The 19,284-nt window shown below is 69.7% G+C and carries 22 protein-coding genes; 7 read left to right on the plus strand and 15 right to left on the minus strand.

The genetic code is table 11. From position 1 onward, the window contains the following. Positions 1-139: 139 nt before the first annotated feature. The 4 genes from ACZ6QQ_RS20075 to ACZ6QQ_RS20090 all read right to left on the minus strand — a co-directional run bounded on the left by ACZ6QQ_RS20075 (position 140) and on the right by ACZ6QQ_RS20090 (position 4,657). Positions 140-1,345 (minus strand): hypothetical protein, encoded by a 1,206-nt coding sequence (locus ACZ6QQ_RS20075; RefSeq protein ID WP_465877987.1) that lies wholly within the window; start codon positions 1,343-1,345, stop codon positions 140-142. Positions 1,346-1,809: 464 nt separating this feature from the next. Beyond that, complete coding sequence (locus tag ACZ6QQ_RS20080; RefSeq protein WP_465877989.1) at positions 1,810-2,772, minus strand: zinc-binding dehydrogenase; 963 nt, start codon at positions 2,770-2,772, stop codon at positions 1,810-1,812. A gap of 198 nt (positions 2,773-2,970) precedes the next feature. Then, positions 2,971-4,149 (minus strand): NAD(P)-dependent malic enzyme, encoded by a 1,179-nt coding sequence (locus tag ACZ6QQ_RS20085; RefSeq protein ID WP_465877990.1) that lies wholly within the window; start codon positions 4,147-4,149, stop codon positions 2,971-2,973. Between the two features lie 145 nt (positions 4,150-4,294). Next, positions 4,295-4,657 carry a S24 family peptidase gene (locus ACZ6QQ_RS20090; protein WP_465877991.1) on the minus strand — a complete coding sequence of 121 codons (363 nt, stop codon included), beginning with the start codon at positions 4,655-4,657 and terminating at the stop codon, positions 4,295-4,297. An 84-nt stretch (positions 4,658-4,741) separates the two neighbouring features. On the opposite strand from ACZ6QQ_RS20090, the gene sodN reads away from it, so the two are divergent. Together sodN and ACZ6QQ_RS20100 are read left to right on the plus strand one after the other, a co-directional pair. Continuing rightward, a complete protein-coding gene (gene sodN, locus ACZ6QQ_RS20095; RefSeq protein ID WP_465877992.1) occupies positions 4,742-5,149 on the plus strand; it encodes a superoxide dismutase, Ni in 408 nt (135 codons plus the stop codon). 104 nt (positions 5,150-5,253) lie between these two features. Further along, positions 5,254-5,685 (plus strand): GNAT family N-acetyltransferase, encoded by a 432-nt coding sequence (locus tag ACZ6QQ_RS20100; protein WP_465878396.1) that lies wholly within the window; start codon positions 5,254-5,256, stop codon positions 5,683-5,685. Between the two features lie 666 nt (positions 5,686-6,351). Here the strand turns inward: ACZ6QQ_RS20100 and ACZ6QQ_RS20105 are convergent. Both ACZ6QQ_RS20105 and ACZ6QQ_RS20110 read right to left on the minus strand, forming a co-directional pair. After that, a complete protein-coding gene (locus tag ACZ6QQ_RS20105; RefSeq protein ID WP_465877993.1) occupies positions 6,352-7,395 on the minus strand; it encodes a helix-turn-helix domain-containing protein in 1,044 nt (347 codons plus the stop codon). 166 nt (positions 7,396-7,561) lie between these two features. Then, positions 7,562-7,996: a VOC family protein gene (locus ACZ6QQ_RS20110; protein ID WP_465877995.1), complete on the minus strand. Its 435-nt coding sequence runs from the start codon at positions 7,994-7,996 to the stop codon at positions 7,562-7,564. Between the two features lie 97 nt (positions 7,997-8,093). On the opposite strand from ACZ6QQ_RS20110, the gene ACZ6QQ_RS20115 reads away from it, so the two are divergent. Continuing rightward, the gene (locus tag ACZ6QQ_RS20115; RefSeq protein ID WP_465877996.1) at positions 8,094-8,765 is read left to right on the plus strand and encodes a TetR/AcrR family transcriptional regulator; all 672 of its coding nucleotides are present in this window, start codon (positions 8,094-8,096) and stop codon (positions 8,763-8,765) included. Positions 8,766-8,804: 39 nt separating this feature from the next. Next, a complete protein-coding gene (locus ACZ6QQ_RS20120; RefSeq protein ID WP_465877997.1) occupies positions 8,805-9,230 on the plus strand; it encodes a winged helix-turn-helix transcriptional regulator in 426 nt (141 codons plus the stop codon). 9 nt (positions 9,231-9,239) lie between these two features. Here the strand turns inward: ACZ6QQ_RS20120 and ACZ6QQ_RS20125 are convergent, their stop codons facing one another. From ACZ6QQ_RS20125 to ACZ6QQ_RS20135, 3 genes are all read right to left on the minus strand, one after another. Further along, a complete protein-coding gene (locus ACZ6QQ_RS20125; protein WP_465877998.1) occupies positions 9,240-9,998 on the minus strand; it encodes an SDR family NAD(P)-dependent oxidoreductase in 759 nt (252 codons plus the stop codon). A gap of 176 nt (positions 9,999-10,174) precedes the next feature. Then, on the minus strand, positions 10,175-10,594 hold the full coding sequence (locus ACZ6QQ_RS20130) for a hypothetical protein (protein ID WP_465877999.1): 420 nt from the start codon (positions 10,592-10,594) through the stop codon (positions 10,175-10,177). Between the two features lie 137 nt (positions 10,595-10,731). Further along, complete coding sequence (locus ACZ6QQ_RS20135; RefSeq protein WP_465878000.1) at positions 10,732-10,947, minus strand: hypothetical protein; 216 nt, start codon at positions 10,945-10,947, stop codon at positions 10,732-10,734. A gap of 244 nt (positions 10,948-11,191) precedes the next feature. Between ACZ6QQ_RS20135 and ACZ6QQ_RS20140 the strand changes: the two genes are divergently transcribed. After that, positions 11,192-11,554, plus strand: a complete 363-nt coding sequence (locus ACZ6QQ_RS20140) for an ATP-binding protein (RefSeq protein ID WP_465878397.1) — start codon at positions 11,192-11,194, stop codon at positions 11,552-11,554. 114 nt (positions 11,555-11,668) lie between these two features. Here the strand turns inward: ACZ6QQ_RS20140 and ACZ6QQ_RS20145 are convergent, their stop codons facing one another. Further along, positions 11,669-12,058 carry a hypothetical protein gene (locus ACZ6QQ_RS20145; protein WP_465878398.1) on the minus strand — a complete coding sequence of 130 codons (390 nt, stop codon included), beginning with the start codon at positions 12,056-12,058 and terminating at the stop codon, positions 11,669-11,671. A gap of 61 nt (positions 12,059-12,119) precedes the next feature. Here ACZ6QQ_RS20145 and ACZ6QQ_RS20150 point away from each other — a divergent pair, with 61 nt between their 5' ends. Beyond that, positions 12,120-13,070, plus strand: a complete 951-nt coding sequence (locus tag ACZ6QQ_RS20150; RefSeq protein WP_465878001.1) for a diacylglycerol/lipid kinase family protein — start codon at positions 12,120-12,122, stop codon at positions 13,068-13,070. A 431-nt stretch (positions 13,071-13,501) separates the two neighbouring features. Continuing rightward, on the plus strand, positions 13,502-13,759 hold the full coding sequence (locus ACZ6QQ_RS20155; protein WP_121156870.1) for a WhiB family transcriptional regulator: 258 nt from the start codon (positions 13,502-13,504) through the stop codon (positions 13,757-13,759). Between the two features lie 112 nt (positions 13,760-13,871). On the opposite strand, the gene ACZ6QQ_RS20160 is transcribed toward ACZ6QQ_RS20155, so the two are convergent. The 5 genes from ACZ6QQ_RS20160 to ACZ6QQ_RS20180 form a co-directional block, all read right to left on the minus strand. Further along, positions 13,872-14,906, minus strand: a complete 1,035-nt coding sequence (locus ACZ6QQ_RS20160) for an aldo/keto reductase family protein (protein WP_465878002.1) — start codon at positions 14,904-14,906, stop codon at positions 13,872-13,874. Between the two features lie 64 nt (positions 14,907-14,970). Beyond that, positions 14,971-15,780 (minus strand): sirohydrochlorin chelatase, encoded by an 810-nt coding sequence (locus ACZ6QQ_RS20165; protein WP_465878003.1) that lies wholly within the window; start codon positions 15,778-15,780, stop codon positions 14,971-14,973. Between the two features lie 52 nt (positions 15,781-15,832). Next, complete coding sequence (locus ACZ6QQ_RS20170) at positions 15,833-16,597, minus strand: phosphoadenylyl-sulfate reductase (protein ID WP_465878004.1); 765 nt, start codon at positions 16,595-16,597, stop codon at positions 15,833-15,835. Further along, positions 16,594-16,752: a hypothetical protein gene (locus ACZ6QQ_RS20175; protein WP_465878006.1), complete on the minus strand. Its 159-nt coding sequence runs from the start codon at positions 16,750-16,752 to the stop codon at positions 16,594-16,596. The genes ACZ6QQ_RS20170 and ACZ6QQ_RS20175 overlap by 4 nt, the downstream gene beginning before the upstream one ends. Then, complete coding sequence (locus ACZ6QQ_RS20180; RefSeq protein ID WP_465878007.1) at positions 16,749-18,479, minus strand: nitrite/sulfite reductase; 1,731 nt, start codon at positions 18,477-18,479, stop codon at positions 16,749-16,751. The genes ACZ6QQ_RS20175 and ACZ6QQ_RS20180 overlap by 4 nt, the downstream gene beginning before the upstream one ends. Positions 18,480-19,284 lie beyond the last annotated feature (805 nt).

Raw genomic sequence — 19,284 nt, forward strand, 5'->3', positions numbered from 1 at the left:
CCCTCCCCCCCCCCCCCCCCCCCCCCCCCCCCCCCCCCCCCCCCCCCCCCCCCCCCCCCCCCCCCCCCCCCCCCCCCCCCCCCCCCCCCCCCCCCGGGGGGGTGGCCGGGGTGGAGCTACGGGAGCGCCCGGCTCGCGACTACGGGACAACCGGCTTGCGGTCGTCCACCCAGACATTGCTCGGCTTGTCCCAGCTGATTCCGGCCTGGGTCGGCCGGGCGACCACACCGAACCGGAAGTCCCGGCCGAACACGTTCTGCCGGAACCTGATGTTCGAGCCGTTGAGGTCGTCACGGATGCCGATCGAATAGTTGCCGCCGTTGCAGTAGTTCTGCTCGAACGTCAGGTTCGACACGATCGGGCCGGTGGTCGAGCCGATCATGATGCAGGCGTTGAACGGGTCCTTCGTCGTCGGGTTGTACGTCTCCAGCGAATTGCCGCGTACCACGATGTTCGAGGCACCGGTGGTCTGCAACGCGTCGTTGTGTGAGCCACTGACCCGGGCGAGATGGTGGATCCAGGAGTTCTCGATCACCGTGTTGCTGCCTAGGCGCGGGCCGTCGATGGTGTTGGTGATCTCCACCCGGCGCAGCGTGTAGTCGCCACAGCAGACCGCCGCCGAGTTCTTGCCCTGTCCGTTGATCTCGACGTCCTCGACGAGCAGGTTGACCGCGCCGGTGGTCTTGATCGAGTAGAGCCCGCCACAGCTGATCCGTGACTTGCGCAGGATCACGTTCTTGGCGGTGACGGTCACGCAGCCCTTGATGTCGAGCCCGGTGAAAACCTGGCCGTCCTTGGTCGCGTTGATTCCGCCGGAGGCCTTGAGGGTGGTGCCGGCCGGTACGCCGGTGGTGTTCGGACCGGGGAACGAGTCCGGGATCCGGCCGATCGCCTCCGGCGGCGGCGCGTTGGTGGCCGGTGGCGCGGTGGTACGGCTGGCGCTGGGGCGGGCGCTCGGGGTGGCCGTCGACTCGGCCGGCGGCCGCTCGGGCTGGGGCGCGGGCCCGAGTTCCGCTCCGGCGGTGATCGCCTTGCCGTTCCAGGTCGAGTCGACAATCGTCGCCGGTGAGGAGTCGGAATACATGAAACCGTTGCGGCAGCCGAAGATCTGCACCCGCCGCGCGGTGTAGTTACCGAAGACCAGGCCATTCGTGCGGGCCGAACCGCAATGAATCTTGGTGTCCTCGACCACGGTGCCGGAGAAACCGTCGAACACGCGCAGCGCGTGCGAGGCGCCGCCGTACCGGATGGTCGAATTCTTGATCGTGACGTTGTTCGCCCGTACGTGCAGGTAGCCGTTGACCACGGCACCGTCGATCACGGTGCCGTCCTTGTAGACCGCCATCGAGCCGTCGCGGCTGCCGGCGACGGCGACCCCGATACCTGCGACGGCAATAGCGACGGTTGTCAGAATTACCAATAATGAACGCGGGCGCCGGCTAAATAACTTATGCCCGCCTCGCGAGGATCGTGATTCTTGTTCAATATCTTTGTGCGCCGCCGAGAACCTCAAGATCTAACCCCTTCGACCTACATATAGTCCGCAATCAGCAGAGCAGAACCGCCTGACTGTACCGCGCACACAAGGTGACCATGAGGTATCACAAGGAGATCGAAACCCGAACCTTTAGTTTTCCTGAAGTCCGGCTTTCCCACGGCTTATCTCCGCTTTTCAAGGGCCTTATCCCGCTCGTTTGCCCTGCTTTGCCCAGGGGGAAAGGTCCGGATTTTCAAATCGCGTGGTCGCGCGTGTTCGGGTCGCTACCGTACGCGAGAGCCGGTGTCGCCGTACGGAACGGACGCTCCCGCTCACCGTGCGTGGTCGACTACCACCTTGCCGAACACCTCGCCCGACTGGAGCCGGGCGAACGCGTCGGCCACCCCGGAGAAGCCGTGGACCGAGTCGACCACCGGACGGATCCCCCAGTCGACACAGAGCGCCAACAGCTCGGCCAGCTCCGCCGGAGTCCCCATCGAGGTGCCGAGGATCTCCAACTGCATGGCGAACACCCGGCGCAGGTTCACCTTCGGCTCGTACCCCGAGGTCGCACCGGACACCACGATCCGGGCACCGGGCGCGGCCGACTTCATCGAGTGCTCGAACGTGGCCGCACCGACGGTCTCGATCACCACGTCGACCCGCTCCGGCAGCCGGGCCCCCGGCGCCAGCGCGGTCGCCCCGAGCGCACCGATCCGGTCCCGCTTGGCGGCGTCCCGACTGGTCGCGTACACCCGCTTGCCCAGCGCCACGGCGAGCACGACAGCGGCCGTCGCCACCCCGCCCCCGGCGCCCTGCACCAGCACCGAGTCGCCCTCGGCGATCCGCCCCCGGTCGGTCAGCATCCGGTACGCCGTCAGCCACGCCGTCGGCAGGCAGGCCGCGTCGGTGAGCGAGAACCCCGCCGGTACGGGCACCAGGTTCGCCCTCGGCACCGCGACCCGCTCGGCGAGCGTGCCCGGGAACCGCTCCGACAGGATCGACACTCCCCGGGGGTCGTCCGGATCCACCACCACCGGGTAGACGAGGACCTCGTTGCCGTCCGGGTCCAGCCCGGCGGCGTCGCAGCCGAGGATCATCGGCAACTGCTCCGCCCGCAGCCCGACCCCGGCCAGCGACCACAGGTCGTGCCGGTTGAGGGAGCTGGCCCTGACCTCCACGGTCACCCAGTCGTCGGCCGGGTGCACCGGCTCCGGCCGGTCGCCGACGGTGAGCGCGGCGAGCGGGTTGTCGGCATCGAACGCGGAGGCGAAGGCGGCACGCATGATCCGCACGCTAACAGCGCCGGCCTTGGGCCGGAACCCGCCCGGCCCGGCACCACCCACTCACCCCGCAGGTGACCAGGGGCCTTTTCCCAGCGATGGCACCCCCACTCGCCCCGCGAACACAGGCGAGCTCACCCCCACGAACACGGGCAACCGCACCCCGCGAACACGGGTGAGCTCATCCCACGATCAGGAGCGTGCTCGCGCTCAGGCGCGGGCGACGCCGTCGCGGCGGGCGGCTTCGAGGACCGCCTCGGCGACCGCCGGGGCGACCCTCGGGTCGAGCGGCGACGGGACGATCGCGTCCGCGGTCAGGTTCTCGGCGACCACCGCGGCGATCGCGTCGGCCGCCGCCACCTTCATGCCGTCGGTGATCCGGGTGGCCCGCGCGTCGAGCGCGCCCCGGAAGATCCCCGGGAAGGCGAGCACGTTGTTGATCTGGTTCGGGAAGTCACTGCGGCCGGTGGCGACCACCGCGACGTGCCGGGCCGCGACGTCCGGGTGCACCTCGGGGGTGGGGTTGGCCAGGGCGAAGACGATGCCCCCCGGTGCCATGCCGGCGACCGCCTCCTCCGGGATCTGCCCGCCGGAGACACCGATCAGCACGTCGGCGTCGCGCAGCGCGGCGGTGGTGTCGCCCTGGCGCCCGGCGGCGTTGGTGAACTCGGCCAGTTCCGCCTTGACCTCGGTGAGCCCGCCCCGGTCCCGGTGCAGGATGCCGCGCGAGTCGCAGACCACGATGTCGCCGGGGTTGACCCCGCCGGCGGCCAGCATCCGGGTCACCGCGACGCCGGCCGCGCCCGCACCGCTGACCACCACCCGCAGGTCACCGAGCTTGCGGTTGAGCAGCGTGGCGGCGTTGCGCAGGGCGGCGAGCACCACGATCGCGGTGCCGTGCTGGTCGTCGTGGAAGACCGGGATCGGCAGCGCCTCCTCCAGCCGGCGTTCGATCTCGAAGCAGCGAGGGGCGCTGATGTCCTCCAGGTTGATCCCGCCGAACGACGGAGCCAGCGCGGTCACCACCGAGATGATCTCTTCCACGTCCTGCGTGTCCAGGCAGACCGGCACCGCGTCGACGCCGCCGAACTGCTTGAACAGCACCGCCTTGCCCTCCATCACCGGCATCGCCGCACGGGGACCGATGTTGCCCAGCCCGAGCACGGCCGACCCGTCGGTCACCACGGCCACGGTGTGCGACACCCAGGTGTAGTCGTCGACCAGGGTGGGATCGGCGGCGATCGCCTCGCAGACCTTGGCGACCCCGGGGGTGTACGCGAGCGAAAGATCTTCCCGGCTGGTCAGCGGCACCGTCGAGGCCACCGCCAACTTGCCGCCGCGATGCAGTTCGAAGACCGGGTCAGAATGATCCACAAAAGACGATGGCATGGGAACTCCAGGATTCGTCGAGCAGTTGTTGGACCCAACCGGCTCGACGCGAGGTCGGCGAATGACCGGCGGTGCGGTGCGGGGGGATCACCCGGGCACGGCCAACGAGCATACTGTCGTCTGTTTACCGTACCTGTGAGCAGGGTCATACCGAGGGGTAACCGAACCTCCGGGGGCGCGGCCAGTAGCGGAACACCACCCGACCGAGCACGTCGGCGACTCCGTACGCTCGGGAATCGTCGCCGATCAACGGATTGTCACCGTGCAACCACCAGCCGCCGTCCTCGGCGCGCACCACCCGCTTGACCACCACGAGGTCGGGGCGGCTACGGAAGACCGCGACGACCACGTCTCCGGGGCGTACGGCGCGGCCACCGTGGCGTACCAGCACCGCGTCGCCGTGACGCAGCGTCGGCACCATGGACGGACCGATCACGAGTACGGCGAAGAGTCCACGCCCGCTCGGATGCGGACGATCCGGTGGCTGTACGGCTGGTCTCGTTCGCACCGGGTTTCACCTCCGCGCCCCTGGGGACGTAAGTCAGGAGTAATGTCGTCTCGGATCATCGCAAACATCCCACGGAGGGCCTTGATGCGACTTCCACGCATCCTCACACCACGTTTCATCGCGCATGCCCACTGCGATCTGCCTTGCGGGGTCTACGACCCGGCCCAGGCTCGGATTGAGGCCGAGTCGGTCAAGGCGATCTGCGAGAAGTACCAGGCCAACTCGGACCCGGAGTTCCGGACCCGGGCCCTGATCATCAAGGAACAGCGCGCTGAGCTGGTCAAGCACCACCTGTGGGTGCTCTGGACCGACTACTTCAAGCCGCCGCACTTCGAGAAGTACCCGAACCTGCACTCGCTCTTCAACGAGGCCACCAAGCTGGCCGGTGGCGGTGGCGGCGCCAAGGCGTCGACCGACCCGGCCAAGGCCGACGAGCTGCTTCAGAAGATCGACGAGATCTCGAAGATCTTCTGGGAGACCAAGCAGGCGTGAGTTCCACGGTTTCCACCGGCCGGCCACCCGCCGACCGGGGGGACGTCAGTCCCGTACCCGCGATTCGGCCGGCGCGTCCCTCGGACGTGCCGGCCATCGTCGCGATGGTCCACGAGCTCGCCGAGTACGAGCGGGCCCCGGACGAGTGCCACCTCACCGAGGAGCAGCTGCACGCCGCCCTCTTCGCCGAGCAGCCGGCGCTGTTCGGACACATGGCGCTCGACGCCGACGGCAACCCGATCGGGTTCGCCCTCTGGTTCCTCAACTTCTCCACCTGGCGCGGCGTACACGGGATCTACCTGGAGGACCTCTACGTCCGTCCGGCGGCCCGGGGCACCGGAGCCGGCCGCAGGCTGCTCGCCACCCTGGCCGCCGTCTGCGTCGAGCGCGGCTACCAGCGGCTGGACTGGTGGGTGCTGAACTGGAACCCGGCCCGCGAGTTCTACCACTCGATCGGGGCCGCCGCGATGGACGAGTGGCTGCCGTACCGCCTCACCGGCGACGGCCTCACCGCCCTCGCCCGCCACGCCGGCTAGTCGTACCCGCCCGCCCTCCGGGTCCCCGGAGGCACCGCCATGATTACCGACCGTTGATCGATGGTTCACCCCGTGCTGCGGTGGGATGTCCACTTAGCGCCATGTCGCCTCTGCGGCACCGTCGATCCGGGACTGGGGAAATGTTCCAGCCACAGACTCCGAGCTGTCGCCGTTGACGGCGTCCCGCTGAACCCGAGGAGTCTGGGCCGTGTCCACCCCCTGCGTCGTACGGCCGCCGGTTCGGTCGCCGCGACCGGCTGGTAGCGACCGGATCGTCGACCGGGTGACCCGGCCAACTCGGTACGCATCACCTCCAGTCACGCCGACCACGGCGTTTCCCTTGGCAGAAGGAGCAGCGATTCGGATGGCGCCCCTGGCAGACGTTTTCGTGGAACGACCCGTCCCGCTTCGTCGCGACCCCGTTGGTCCGCGAGGAGTGGGTGACGAGCGGGGACTCACTGTGGCAGCACCGGGTGGTGCTCCACTGACCGTGGAACGACTTCGGCGCGTCGGCCGGTGGGATGACCGAGGCGCCCACCGCCTACCGTGCCGGTAGCGCGCGGGGGAGCTGGCTCGCCCCGGTGGTCCGGCCGGCGCCGCGCCGAGTCCCGTCGGGCGGGACGACCGGTCCCGTCGTCCCGCCCGTACGCGGCCCCGGCCCCACTGTCAGAGCCAGCCCCGTCGGGCGGCCTGGAAGGCCAGTCCGGTACGGGTGTCCACGCCGGCCAGCAGCATCAGCCGCTCCAGCCGGCGCTGCACCGTACGGCGGCTGATGCCGAGTTGCGACGCGATCGACTTGTCCGGGAAGCCGGCCACGAACAGCGACAGCAGGAACCGCTCGCTCTCGTCCAGTTTGTCGTCGGCACCGGGTTCGACGGCGACGGTGCTCAGTCCGGTGCCGGGGTTGGCGTCCGGTCCACCGCCGGGGGTGCCGGTGTCGCCGTCCCAGCGCAGCGGGCTGGCCCGGTCCCAGTGGCTCTCGAAGAGGGCGAGCAGCGCGTCGAGCAGTTCGCTGCGCCGGATCAGGGCGGCGGTCGGTTCGCCGATCCCCTGGTGGTCGTCGGGGACGAGCGGACAGATGGCGGTGGAACGGTCGGCGATGGCGAGCCGGACCGGCAGCGCCGGCAGGGTTCGGGCCTCCTCGCCGCCGCGTACGCTCTCGATGATGCTGTCGAGTTCGCCGGGCATTTCCAGCAGCGCCCGTTCGTAGATCGCCCGGTACCGTACTCCCCTGGTCAGAGCGGGTGACTCCTCGACGTTCTCCGGCCCGGACATGGCCAGCGGGTTGGCCCGGCAGAACCAGAGGATCTCCTCGCGGGCCGAGTTCTGCAGGTCCCGTAGTTGGTCGCGGAGTGCGGCGGCGCCGACGACCACCTCCACCAGGTGGTCGGCGTCCCGGCGGCGGGCGCTGGCCCGGTACTCCTCGGTCAGCGCGGCGACCGCCTGCCGGGCGGTTTCGAGTGACTCCTGCCGGCGCAGCAGGGTGTTGCCGAGGGCGACGTCCGGCGGCAGCGGTTCGAACACCGGATCGGGGCCGGGCCGGAGCACCGCGAGTCCCTTGTTGCGTAACACTTCCAGCAGTGCCGCCGCCTCGGGCACCGGCAGCGCCGCCAGCCCGGCCAGGTCGGCGGGGCTGGCCGCCGAGAGCCGCAACAGCAGCCGGTACGCCCGTTCCTCGCCGGCTCCCAGCAGCCCGGTGTCGTCGAACATCGTGCCTCCCCTGCACCCCGTCACCAGGTCGAACTCTACGAACCACCGTGGCCCGGCACGGAGCACGGGCACGGCGGCGAAGCTTTCGACGGTGCAGCCGGCAGCACGGATCCGCTGAGGCCGAAATTCGTTGATCACAGAACGGGACGGGCGCCGCCGTACGTCCTCAGTGGTCGGCCGGGGCCGGGGCGAACTGTGCGGCGTACGCGGTGGAGGGGGCGATCGGGGTGATGACGTCGACCAGCACGCCGTCGGGCGCGGCGACGATGAAGTGCCGCTGGCCGAAGTCCTCGCTGCGCAGGGTCAGTTCCTCGGTGAGCCCGGTCTCGTGCACCAGGCGTCGGTGTTCGGCGTCCACATCGGACACCTCGAAGTTGAGAATGAGCCCCTGAACCGGGCGGCGGTAGCCGTCGGGCAGCGTCTCGTGGGTGTGGTCGAGCAGGGCCAGCTCGTGGTGCGGTGGTCGGGGGTGGCGGAGGCTGACGTACCAGTCGGCCTCGAAGGTGATCTCGAAGCCGAAGTGCCGGGTGTAGAAGTCGCGGGACGCGACCACGTCACGGGTACAGATCACCGGATAAAAGCTGGTCAGCGCCGTTTTCATGGGATCTCCGTCATCCGTTCGCGTACCTCGGGTATGTGAACGGACGCTAGTGACATACTCTCGGTATGTCAATCACGAGGCACGGGACGGGCAGCGGATGGTGAGTCGGGCGGAACGGCTGGCCGAGACCCGACGCGCACTGCTGGCCGAGGGCCGGCAACGGTTCGCGCGCGACGGCTTCCACGCAGTGGTGCTGGAGGAGGTCGCCCACGCCGTGGGGGTGACGAAGGGTGCGGCGTACCACCACTTCGGCAGCAAGGCCGGGCTGTTCCGGGCCGTGGTCGAACAGGCGCAGCGGGAACTCGGGGAGAGCGTGGCCACTGCCGCGCAGGCGTACGACGACCCGTGGCGGCAACTGCTCGCCGGCTGCCGCGCCTTCCTCTCCGCCGCCGCCGATCCGGCGATCCGACGGATCGTGCTGGTCGACGCACCGACGGTGCTCGGCTGGAACGAGTGGCGGGCGGTGGACGAGTCCTCCTCCGCCCACCACCTGAGCGAGGCACTGGAGGCACTGATCGCCGCCGGAGTGATCGCCCCGCAGCCGGTGGAGCCGCTGGCCCGACTGCTCTCCGGGGCGATGAACGAGGCCGCGCTCTGGCTGGCGACATCCCCCGATCCGAGCGCCCCGGAGGCCACCATGGCCACCCTGGAACGCCTCCTCGACGGCCTCCGGCGACTGCCGTCGCACCCGTCGCCGGGAACCTCCGGAGGAACGGCGCCGGAAACAGAGTCGGGAACAGAGCCCGGAGCCGGTTGGTTGCCCAGCTAGTACCTTTCGAATACCAGGGTCGCCCGTGGAGGAAGCACCATGACCGCCGCACTCGTCAACAAGATCGAACCGGCAGCGGAACCGGCGCAGGCCGTGGTCACCTGCGACGCCGAACTCATCCGCAGCGTGCTGGCACGGGTCGGGGACAAGTGGTCCGTCGTGGTGATCTGCGAGCTGGGCAAGGGGTCCCGCCGGTTCAACGAACTGCGGCGGCTGGCGTACCCGATCACCCAGCGGATGCTCAGTGCGACCCTGCGCGGCCTGGAGCGCGACGGGGTGGTCACCCGTACGGTGCACCCCACCGTCCCGCCCCGGGTCGAGTACGCGCTCGCCCCAGCCGGGCAGAGCCTGCTCGGCATCGTGCAGGACCTCGCCGGCTGGACCGAGCAGAACCTCGACGGCATCCGCGCCACCCGCACCGCGTACGACCGTCGCCGCGAGGACCCCGCAGCCGGCGACCAGTGACGCCGGCGGCTACTTCGCGGTCAGGCCGCCGTCGATCGCCAGTGCGGCACCGGTGATGTAGGTCGCCTCGTCGCTCAGCAGGAATGCCGTGAACGCGGCGATGTCATCTTCCGCGCCGGCCTTTCCGGTCGGCTGCGCCCCCAGGAAATACCGCTCGATTTCCGGGTCGGTCGAGACCTGCCGCCACAGCGGGGTGTCGACCAGTCCGGTCACCAATGCATTGACCCGCACTCCCTCTCGCGCCACGTCCAGTGCCACCGAACGCGTGAGTCCGATGGCTCCGTGCTTCGCCGCCGAATAGGCCGCCACACTCGCGTCCCCGACAACACCCACGACCGAGGCATTGTTGACGATGGAACCGCCGCCCGACGCGACGATCGCCGGGATCTCGTACTTCAGGCTGTAGAACACGCTGGTCAGGTTGAGCTCGATCGTGCTGCGCCAGAAGGCGCTGTCGATGTCACGTACGCCACCGACGGCGTTGCCGCCACCGGCGTTGTTGAACGCGCCGTCGAGCCGACCGAACTCGGCGACGGTGACCCGTACCAGCTCGGCGACCTGCTCCTCCACCGTGACGTCGGTCGGCACGAACAGCGCCCGACCACCGGCCGACGTGATCTCGGCGACCAGCTCCGCACCGCGTGCCCCGTCGCGGGCGCCGATGACAACCTTCGCGCCCTCCCGGGCGGCCCGGTGGGCGAACGCCCGCCCCATTCCCAGGGTGCCGCCGGTGACAATGATTACCTTCGATTGCAGTCGCGCAGACATCTTCCCCGTGTCCCTTTCGGAAATGGTCAGACTAAATCCTCCGGAGCCCTCAATTTCGGGTCTGTCCGGTGACACGACCAAGGCTGCCCGCGAACACCGCGATCGACAAGGAGGCAGTTTTAAGTGCGCAGGTTCCTCGGAAGGAACCGCCTCATCACGATCCGACCGGCACTCGTCTACATCGCCGAGTGGCGGACCGAGCGCCACGCGTCGAAGGCCCAGGCGGGATCATCGGAGTTGGCACTGAGGAAGATCGTCTCCAGGTGCTCACCACGGACGAAGGTGTAGCCGTAGAGCGAGTAGAACAAATGCGGCCCCGGACCGGGCGGGTGCCGGTAGAACCAGGCTGCCCGGTGTCCGACTCCACGGCTGCCACCCTCGCCAACCTTGCCGGTGGGTTCGGGAGGCAGACGCGCCTCCAGATCAGCAAGGATCTCCACTTCGCTCGCACAGCGCCATAGTTCTTCCCCACGCGCCGCCAGCAGCGAGTAGCCACCGGCAGTCCAACGGCGTTGGGATGCCTGGATCCGCTGGGAGTCCGGGTGCCACTGGCCGGGAAGCTCCACAGTCCACCGGTCGCCCAGGTCCACCCGCATCCCCTCATTGTGCGTCGCGGGGTCTTGGTCGAACCCCGACCCTGACCACCACCGTTGCGCTCGGGACGAATGCGGCAGGCTGCGCGCTCGTACTCGGTGAGGATGTCGTCGATGACCCCCGACCTGCTCACGGCGGATCAGAACACGTTCGAGGAGTTTCCCGGCCGCGCGGTGTTACGACCGGAACGTACACCGGCCCGCCCACGGCGCCCGACCAGCATGAGCACGGGCAGCAGGATGGCGATTCCCACGATCGGGATGCCGACCATCGCCAGGATCACCAGCCACTCACCCAACACGCACACCCACCCCACCAACACCTCCTCCGTGTCCCACACACAGGCGTCGATCATGAAGTTAACAACAGGTTCCGGGCGTTGAACCGGTTGCCAACCTCATGATCAACGAACAGTTGGGGCGGGGCGGGATGGTGGCGGGGGCGAGAGGGAGGGGCGGGCGGTACGGTGAGGGTGTTCGGCGGGGGCGGGGCAGGTCCCGTTCAGGGGACCGGTGTGATCGCCGAGCGTAGGCAGCCGAGGGAGATGGGCACCGGTGACTCGATCAAATACCCAGCCGACGGTCGACGACGACATCGTGATGCTCACGGTGCCCGCCGACGGCGGGTATCTGGGGGTGCTGCGTACGGCGACCGCCGGTCTGGCCGCTCGGCTGCACTTCGCCCTGGACGAGATCGAGGACCTGCGGATCGCGGTCGACGAGGCGTGCGCGATGCTGCTCGCCATCGCCACCCGCGACGCCGAGTTGGAGTGCAGGTTCTCGGTGACCGACGACGCCCTCACCGTCGAGGTGACCGTGCCGACCGCCGCCGGAGCCCGACTGCCGGCGGAGTCGTCGTTCGCGTGGAAGGTGCTGACCGCGCTGACCACCTCCGCCAACGCCACCGCCAACGGGCGGCAGGCGACAATCACCCTGCTGACCCGCCGCGCCGCCGAGTTCTGAGCCGAACCGGGGGCCGGTCGATCCCGGCCGGGAGTTGATCAGCCGACGCCAGCGGCGCGGTCGATCAGTTGACGCCGAGGCACGGTTGATCAGCGACGCCGAGGGCGCTGGTGATCAGCCGACGCCGAGGGCGCGGGTGGTGGGTGCGCAGACCAGCAGGCCGATGACCAGCACCCCGAGTGCCATCAGCGGGATGCCGAGCCAGGCCAGCCCGCCCTGGATCATGTAGTAGCCGACCGGCAGCAACATCAACTGGAGCACGATCGCGGGTGCGCGGGCAGCGGCCCGGCGGCGTACGAGCGCTCCGGCCAGCAGCCACAGGACGAGCGCGCCGCCGGCCGTGAAGGCGGTCACGAACAGCGCGTTCACCAGGTCGGCGGCGTCCGCGGTCAGGTCCGCGTAGATCAGGTAGACGGCCAGCAGCCCGAGTCCGGTGGCCTCGCCGCGCAGCAGCCACACGGCCCAGCGCAGCGGTCCGGGCACCAGGACGGATTCGCTGGTCACGGGTGAGTCGGTGGTCACGGGCGAAACGATACCTGCGCTTTGTCGCGGTACAGTGCCGCCCATGCGGGCCCTTCTGGTGGTCAATCCCAAGGCCACCGCCACCAGCCAGCGCAGCCGGGACGTGCTCGTCCGGGCCCTGCGCAGCGAGGTCGACCTCACCGTCGAGTACACCCGGCGGCGTGATCACGCGGTCGCCCTGGCCAGGGAGGCCGTACGGGATGCCATGGACCTGGTCGTCACCCTCGGTGGCGACGGCACGGTCAACGAGGTGGTCAACGGGTTGATGACCGCCGAGCCGTCGACGGTCGACCCGGACCGACCGTCGGCCGAGCGGCTGCCGGCCCTCGCCGTGGTCCCGGGTGGTTCGACGAACGTCTTCGCCCGCGCCCTGGGTCTGCCCCGGGAGTGGCCGGAGGCGACCAGCGTGATCCTCGACGGCGTCCGGCTGGGCCGGTTCCGGTTGGTGGGGCTGGGCCGGGCGGACGACCGCTACTTCACGTTCTGCGCCGGTTTCGGGCTGGACGCCGCGGTGATCCACCGGGTGGAGCAGGCTCGGCGGCGCGGTCGGGTCTCCACCCCGTCGCTCTACCTGCGCGCGATGATCACGCAGTACGCCCTCGGCCCCGAGCGCCGGCACCCGGACATCACGCTGGAGTTGCCGGACGGGGTGGTGGCGAGCGAGCTGGCCACCGTGGCGATCCAGAACACCGCGCCGTGGACGTACATCGGGGACCGGGAAGTGAACCCGAACCCGGACGCGTCGTTCGATCTCGGGCTCGACGTGATGGCCGTACGCCGGCTCCGTGTGCCGAGTACCGCACGTACGGTGACACAGCTGCTCTCGCGGAAAACTCAGCCGCACGGGCGCCAAATTCTTCGGATGCACGACCTGGAGGAGTTCTCCCTGGTCGCAGGCCGTCCGCAGGCGTTCCAGCTCGACGGGGACTACCTCGGCGAGCGAGAAAAAGTTCGATTCGCCTCCGTAAGCGCCGCACTAAGAGTAATCTGCTAGCGCTGGGGTACAGCCTCCTCCATGGCCCCCTGAAAACGAGCCGGACGAGGGGACGAGTGTCGGAAATGCCAGCAATGTCGCGTGGACTGTACTATATTGATCCTTGGCTGTGGCACGCCGGGTCTCGGCAAGCGCCGGAATTCGGACAAAAGGGTTGTGGGCTTGCTCACCCGTTCAGAGTTTTTCCGAGCGGTCCCCTTGACATCGCGGGAGTTCGTGAAAGTATTCACAAGCGAACTTGAGTTACCGGGAAGTTGCTGCGGACCGCTCGCTAAGCGAGTTGTTACGCGGCGCTCCCAAGCGCACAACAGCCTGCGCACGTGCTTGTCGAATCGATGGGTGTACACCGTCGGGATCGGCGCCACGGATGCATATAGGAAAAGATCCACGCTATCCACTGCCACCCACCCAGATTGAGGAGTGTTGCCGCCATGGACTGGCGTCACCATGCTGCCTGCCGCGATGAAGACCCGGAGCTGTTCTTCCCGATCGGGACGTCTGGCCCGGCTCTCCTGCAGGTCGAGCAGGCCAAGGCCGTCTGCCGGCGCTGCTCCGTGACCGACGATTGCCTGCAGTGGGCACTCGAATCCGGTCAGGACGCGGGCGTCTGGGGCGGAATGAGCGAAGAAGAGCGGCGCGCGGTCAAGCGCCGTGGCGGACTCCGGGTCCTGCGCGCTCACACCGCCTGACCAACCACAAACGCTGAACGCGCCGGGGGAGTTACTCCCCCGGCGCGTTCTGTTGTCATTGTGCGAATGGATCAACACCGCGCGTCATAACGGGATCACTGTGGATCCGCGCTTAGCGGCTCGACTCGGCCCCGGCCCACTCGGCTTTGACCGCCATCATCCGAGCCGTCTTCGTGGCGTCATTTTCGATCAGGTCCGCCAGTGTCTTGTCTATGCGCAGCATCACATCGGCGTCCAGCCTGACCCCGGCCGCCGCCGCGTTCTCCGTCACCTGCTCCGGCCGGGTCGCCCCGATGATCGCCGTACTGACACCGGGATGTTGCAGCGTCCAGGCGACCGCCAGCTGGGCCATGGACAGGCCCGCCTCCGCTGCCACCGGACGCAACGCCTGCACCTGCCGGAGCAGCCCGTCACCGAGCACCCGCCGGATGAACGTCGGCGCCCTGCCCCCACTGGCCGCGCGGGAGCCGGTCGGCGGTGGCTGCCCCGGCCGGTACTTGCCGGTCAGCACCCCCTGGGCCAACGGCTGGAAGACGACCTGGCCGAGCCCCTCCCGCTCGCACAGCGGCAGCACCTCGGGCTCGATCACCCGCCACAGCATGTTGTACTGCGGCTGGTTGGACACGATCCGGCCGCGCAGCCCGAGCTGGTCGGCGAGATCGAGCGCGGCCCGGATCTGCGGCGCGGTCCACTCCGAGACACCCAGATAGCGCACCTTGCCCTGACGTACCAGGTCGTCGAAGGCGATCAGTGTCTCCTCCAGCGGCGTCCGGTCGTCGTACCGGTGGGCCTGGTAGAGGTCGACGTAGTCGGTGCCCAACCGGCGCAGCGACGCGTGGCAGGACTCCATGATGTGCTTGCGGGACAGGCCCTGGTCGTTCGGTCCGGCACCGGTCGGCAGACACACCTTCGTCGCGATCTCCACCGACTCCCGGCGTACGCCGCGCAGCGCCTCACCGAGCAACTCCTCGGCCGCCCCCATGGCGTAGACGTCGGCGGTGTCGAAGGTGGTGATACCCGCCTCGACCGCCGCCCGTACGCACACCAGCGCGGCCTCCCGCGCCACCAGCTCCCCGTGGGTGAGCCAGTTCCCGTAGGTGACCTCACTTACCCGAAGACCACTACGGCCCAGCTGACGATGCTCCATGATCGGTGACCCTAGCCAGCGGTGAGCGCCGCCGATGCCCCGTGCAACGCCGGTACCGAGCCGGTCAGGCGGCGATCGGGTGGGCCGTCGCGCTCCCGACGCCGACCCGGTCCAGCACCAACCGGGCGAGCTGCGGCGAGTCGGTCAACGGTGCCGCGACCGCCACCGCTCCGGCAGCCCGAGCCGACGCCACCGCGCTCTCGTAGAGGCGACCGGGGGCGAGAAAGTAGGTGGCGACCGCGATCCGACGGGCCCCGGCGGCCCGTAGGCGCTCCACCGCCGCGCCCGCGGTGGGCGGGGCGGCCGAGGCGTACGCGGCCAGGCTCGGCACGCCCAGCGCCGCTCCCAGGGCCCCGGCAACCGCCTCGACCGTACGGAGCGCCGACGCGTCCCGGGTCCCCGCCGCCGCCAGCACCAACCCGTCCAGCGCACCCGCCCCGACCGGCCCGGCGTTCCACCCGGTACCGGGCACCTCGGCGTCGACGGCCTCGGCCAGGCGGTGCCGGAGCCCGGCCAGCAGCAGTTCGTCGGGGTCGACGGAGACGTCCGGCGGGCCGAGTACGTCGGTGACCCGTACCGGCAGCCGCAGGCCCCGCGCTCGGGCGGCGGCGACCGTACCGGGGATGTCGACCCGACCGTGGTACGCGGCGGTCAGCAGCAACGGCACCAGCGTGGCGGCCCGGTACCCGGCCGACTCCAGCTCGGCCAGGACCGTCGGCGGATCCGGGGCGGTGTGGTCGAGGTACGCGGCCCGGACCGGCAGCCCCGGTCGGGCCGCCTCGACCGCCCGGACCAGCGCTCGGGTCGCCACCGCCGCCCGATGGTCCCGGCTGCCGTGGGCAACCAGGACCACCGGATCCCATCCGGCGGTCACGGGCTCACCGGATCGGGTCCGGGCGCCGGCGCATCGGGTCCGGCCGGCAGGTTCATAGGTGCAGGCCGCACTCGGTCTTCTCGAACATCGCCCAGCGGCCCGCCCGAGGGTCCTCGCCGGCCTTGGTCCGCCGGGTGCACGGCCAGCAGCCGACCGAGGTGTAGCCGGACCGGAACAGCTCGTTGACCGGCACGTTCCAGCGGGAGATGTACGCGTCCACGTCCGCCTGGCTCCACGCCGCGATCGGGTTGACCTTGACCTTGCCCTTCCGGGCGTCGAACGTCACCACCGGGGTGTTGGCCCGGGTCGGGGACTCGTCCCGGCGCAGCCCGGCGGCCCAGGCGTCGTAGTCGCCCAGCGCCCGTTCCAGCGGCTCGACCTTGCGCAGCGCGCAGCAGTCGTCCGGCGCCTTGTTGAACAGGCGCGGGCCGTACTCGCCGTCCTGCTGGCCGACGGTCAGCCGGGGCCGGATCGACCGGACGGTGACCGGCAGCGTACGGGCGACCGTGTCACGGACCCGGAGCGTCTCCGGGAAGTGCAGCCCGGTGTCGAGGAAGACGACGTCCACCCCGGGTGCCACCCGCGAGACGAGGTGGGCGAGGACGGCGTCGGCCATCGAACTGGTGACACAGAACCGGTCGGCGAAGGTGTCCGCCGCCCAGCGGGCGATCTCGTCCGCCGGGGCGCCCTCCAACTCGTGGGCGGCCTCGTCGGCCAGTGCCTTGAGCTGTGCGGCGGACCGCCGGGCCGGGTCGGCCGGTGTGGCGGCCGGGCCGAGCCGGACCAGCCCGAGGTTGGTTGCCGAGAGCATGGTCATCGCGCCACCGCCCGTCCCAGTAGTCCGCTGAACCTGACCGTGAAAACCCGCGCGCAGGCGTGACACTCCCAGGCGCCGTGCGACTCCTCGTTGGGCCGAAGGTCCTCCTCACCGCAGTACGGGCAGTACAGCGGTGCCGCGCGGGTGTCGCTCATCTCAGCTCCTCCTCGTCGGCCCGGAGTACCCACTGGGCGAATGCCTCGCCCTGTTGGCGTCCGGCCAGGTAACGGCGGGCCACTCGTTCGACGTACTCCGGAAGTTCCTCTGCGGTGGTCTTGAGGCCGCGCAGCTTGCGGCCGAAACCGGCGGTCTGGCCCTGGGCCATGCCGAGGCCGCCGCCGAGGTGGATCTGGTAGCCCTCGACCTGGCGCCCGTCCGGTCCGACGACGATCTGTCCCTTGAGGCCGATGTCGGCGGTCTGGGTCCGGGCGCAGGCGTTCGGGCAGCCGTTGATGTGGATGGAGAGGTCGGCGTCGAAGTCGCGCAGCCGCTCCTCCAGCCGGGCCACCAGTTCCTGGCCCCTGGCCTTGGTCTCGACGATGGCGAGCTTGCAGAACTCGATCCCGGTGCAGGCCATCGTGCTGCGCCGCCAGACCGACGGCCGGGCTTCCAGGCCGATCCCGCGCAGGGCCGTGACCAGCGACTCGGTCCGTTCTTCGGCGACGTCGAGGACCAGGAGCTTCTGGTACGGGGTGAGCCGTACCCGGTCGCTGCCGTGCTCGGCGGCGACGTCGGCCAGTGCGGTGAGCTGGCTGCCGGAGACCCGTCCGACCACCGGGGCGGCACCGACGAAGAACCGCCCGTCACGCTGGCGCTGTACGCCGATGTGGTCGACCGGCTTCTCCGGCAGTGCCGGCGGTGGACCGTCGAGCAGCGTACGGCCGAGGTATTCCTTCTCCAGCACCTCGCGGAACTTCTCCACGCCCCAGTCGGCGACCAGGAACTTCAACCGGGCCCGGTGGCGCAGCCGGCGGTAGCCGTAGTCCCGGAAGATCGAGACAACGCCCTCCCAGACGTCCGGGATCTCACCGAGCGGCACCCAGACGCCGAGGCGTTGGGCCAGCATCGGGTTGGTGCTCAGGCCGCCGCCGACCCAGAGGTCGAAGCCGGGGCCGTACTCGGGGTGGTCGACGCCGAGGAAGGAGATGTCGTTGACCTCGTACGGGGTGTCGGCCAGCCAGGAGATCGACGACTTGAACTTGCGCGGCAGGTTGGAGTAGGCGGGGTCGCCGACGTAGCGGGAGACGATCTCGTCGATCGCCGGCGTCGGGTCGATCACCTCGTCCTGCGCCACTCCGGCGACGGGGCTGCCGAGCACGATCCGGGGGCAGTCACCGCACGCCTCGGTGGTCTCCAGCCCGACCGCCTCCAGCCGGCGCCAGATCTCCGGCATGTCCTCGACCCGGATCCAGTGCAACTGGATGTTCTGCCGGTCGGTGATGTCGGCGCTGTCGCGGGCGAAGGTGGTCGAGATGTCGGCGATGGTGCGCAACTGCGCCAGGCTGAGCTGGCCGCCGTCGATCCGCACCCGGAGCATGAAGTGCTCGTCGTCGAGCTCGTGCGGTTCGAGCACGGCGGTACGGCCACCGTCGATGCCGGCCTTGCGCTGGGTGTAGAGCCCCCACCAGCGGAACCGGCCGCGCAGGTCGGCAGGGTCGATCGAGGCGAAGCCCCGGTGGGCGTAGATGTTCTCGATCCGGGCCCGTACGTTGAGCGGGTTGTCGTCCTTCTTGGTCCGCTCGTTCGGGTTGAGCGGCTCGCGGTGCCCGAGCGCCCACTGGCCCTCTCCGCGCGGACGGCGAGGTGCCCGCGCCGGCCGGGTTGCGGCGGCTACCGGTGCGTCTGCGCGCTCGGGTGGGGCGGGGGTGCTGCTGACCGCCATCGCGGCGTCCTCCGTTTGTCTGCTGAGACGAGTTGCTCGACGTACGCGGAAGCGACGGCACCCCAGTTGATCAGCGGGGCGGAGACAACGGTGTCAGCAGGCCGGCGCGGAGCGCACCCGAGACAGAATTGGTCCAGGTGGCGTCAGTAAGCCGGACAGATCGCGCTGCGTACGCGGCCGTAGTCGACGTGACGGCGGCAGGTCAGCCCCAGCGTCACGACGCGGCCTTCGACGGCGCTCATGCCGCCTAGCATCTCATGCGGCCGGGACAACCGCCAAGACTCGGGCCGGCACCGCCGCTGGTGCCGTCGCCGCGGTGGCAGCGGTGCCGCGGGCGTACGCGGCGGCACCGGCCCGCCGCGGCCGGACCCTCCGGCACAGCCGGGGCGCTTCTCAAAAGGGAAATTGCGCCCGAGTAGCACCCGATTACGAAAGGACAGCATGACAATTCTCACCCTCACCGAGTGGCTGTCGGTGCCGGGGATGTTTGTCTGGAGGTGCCCGGCCTATCCGTAAAAGGCCCAGGGCTACGTAACCTCTTCGCAATCAACAGGAGATGTAGCAGACGCCCTTTGCCATGCGCCTGCAACGCTTGTCGGGCCTCGCGGCTAGCATGCTGAGGCTGACAAACGATCAAGCATCGAACCTGTTGCGCCCCACGGTGGCCAGGGGGCTCAGCAACACGGCAAGGACATACCCACTTCCCGCCCCGCGACTTCGCGTTCGCCCGCCCTTGGTGAGCTCAGATGCCTGCTAATGACCAGACCGCCCTCTTGCCGAAACAGCAAGCGCCACTGCCTGTGGA

Source organism: Micromonospora sp. NPDC049529, from assembly GCF_055586685.1.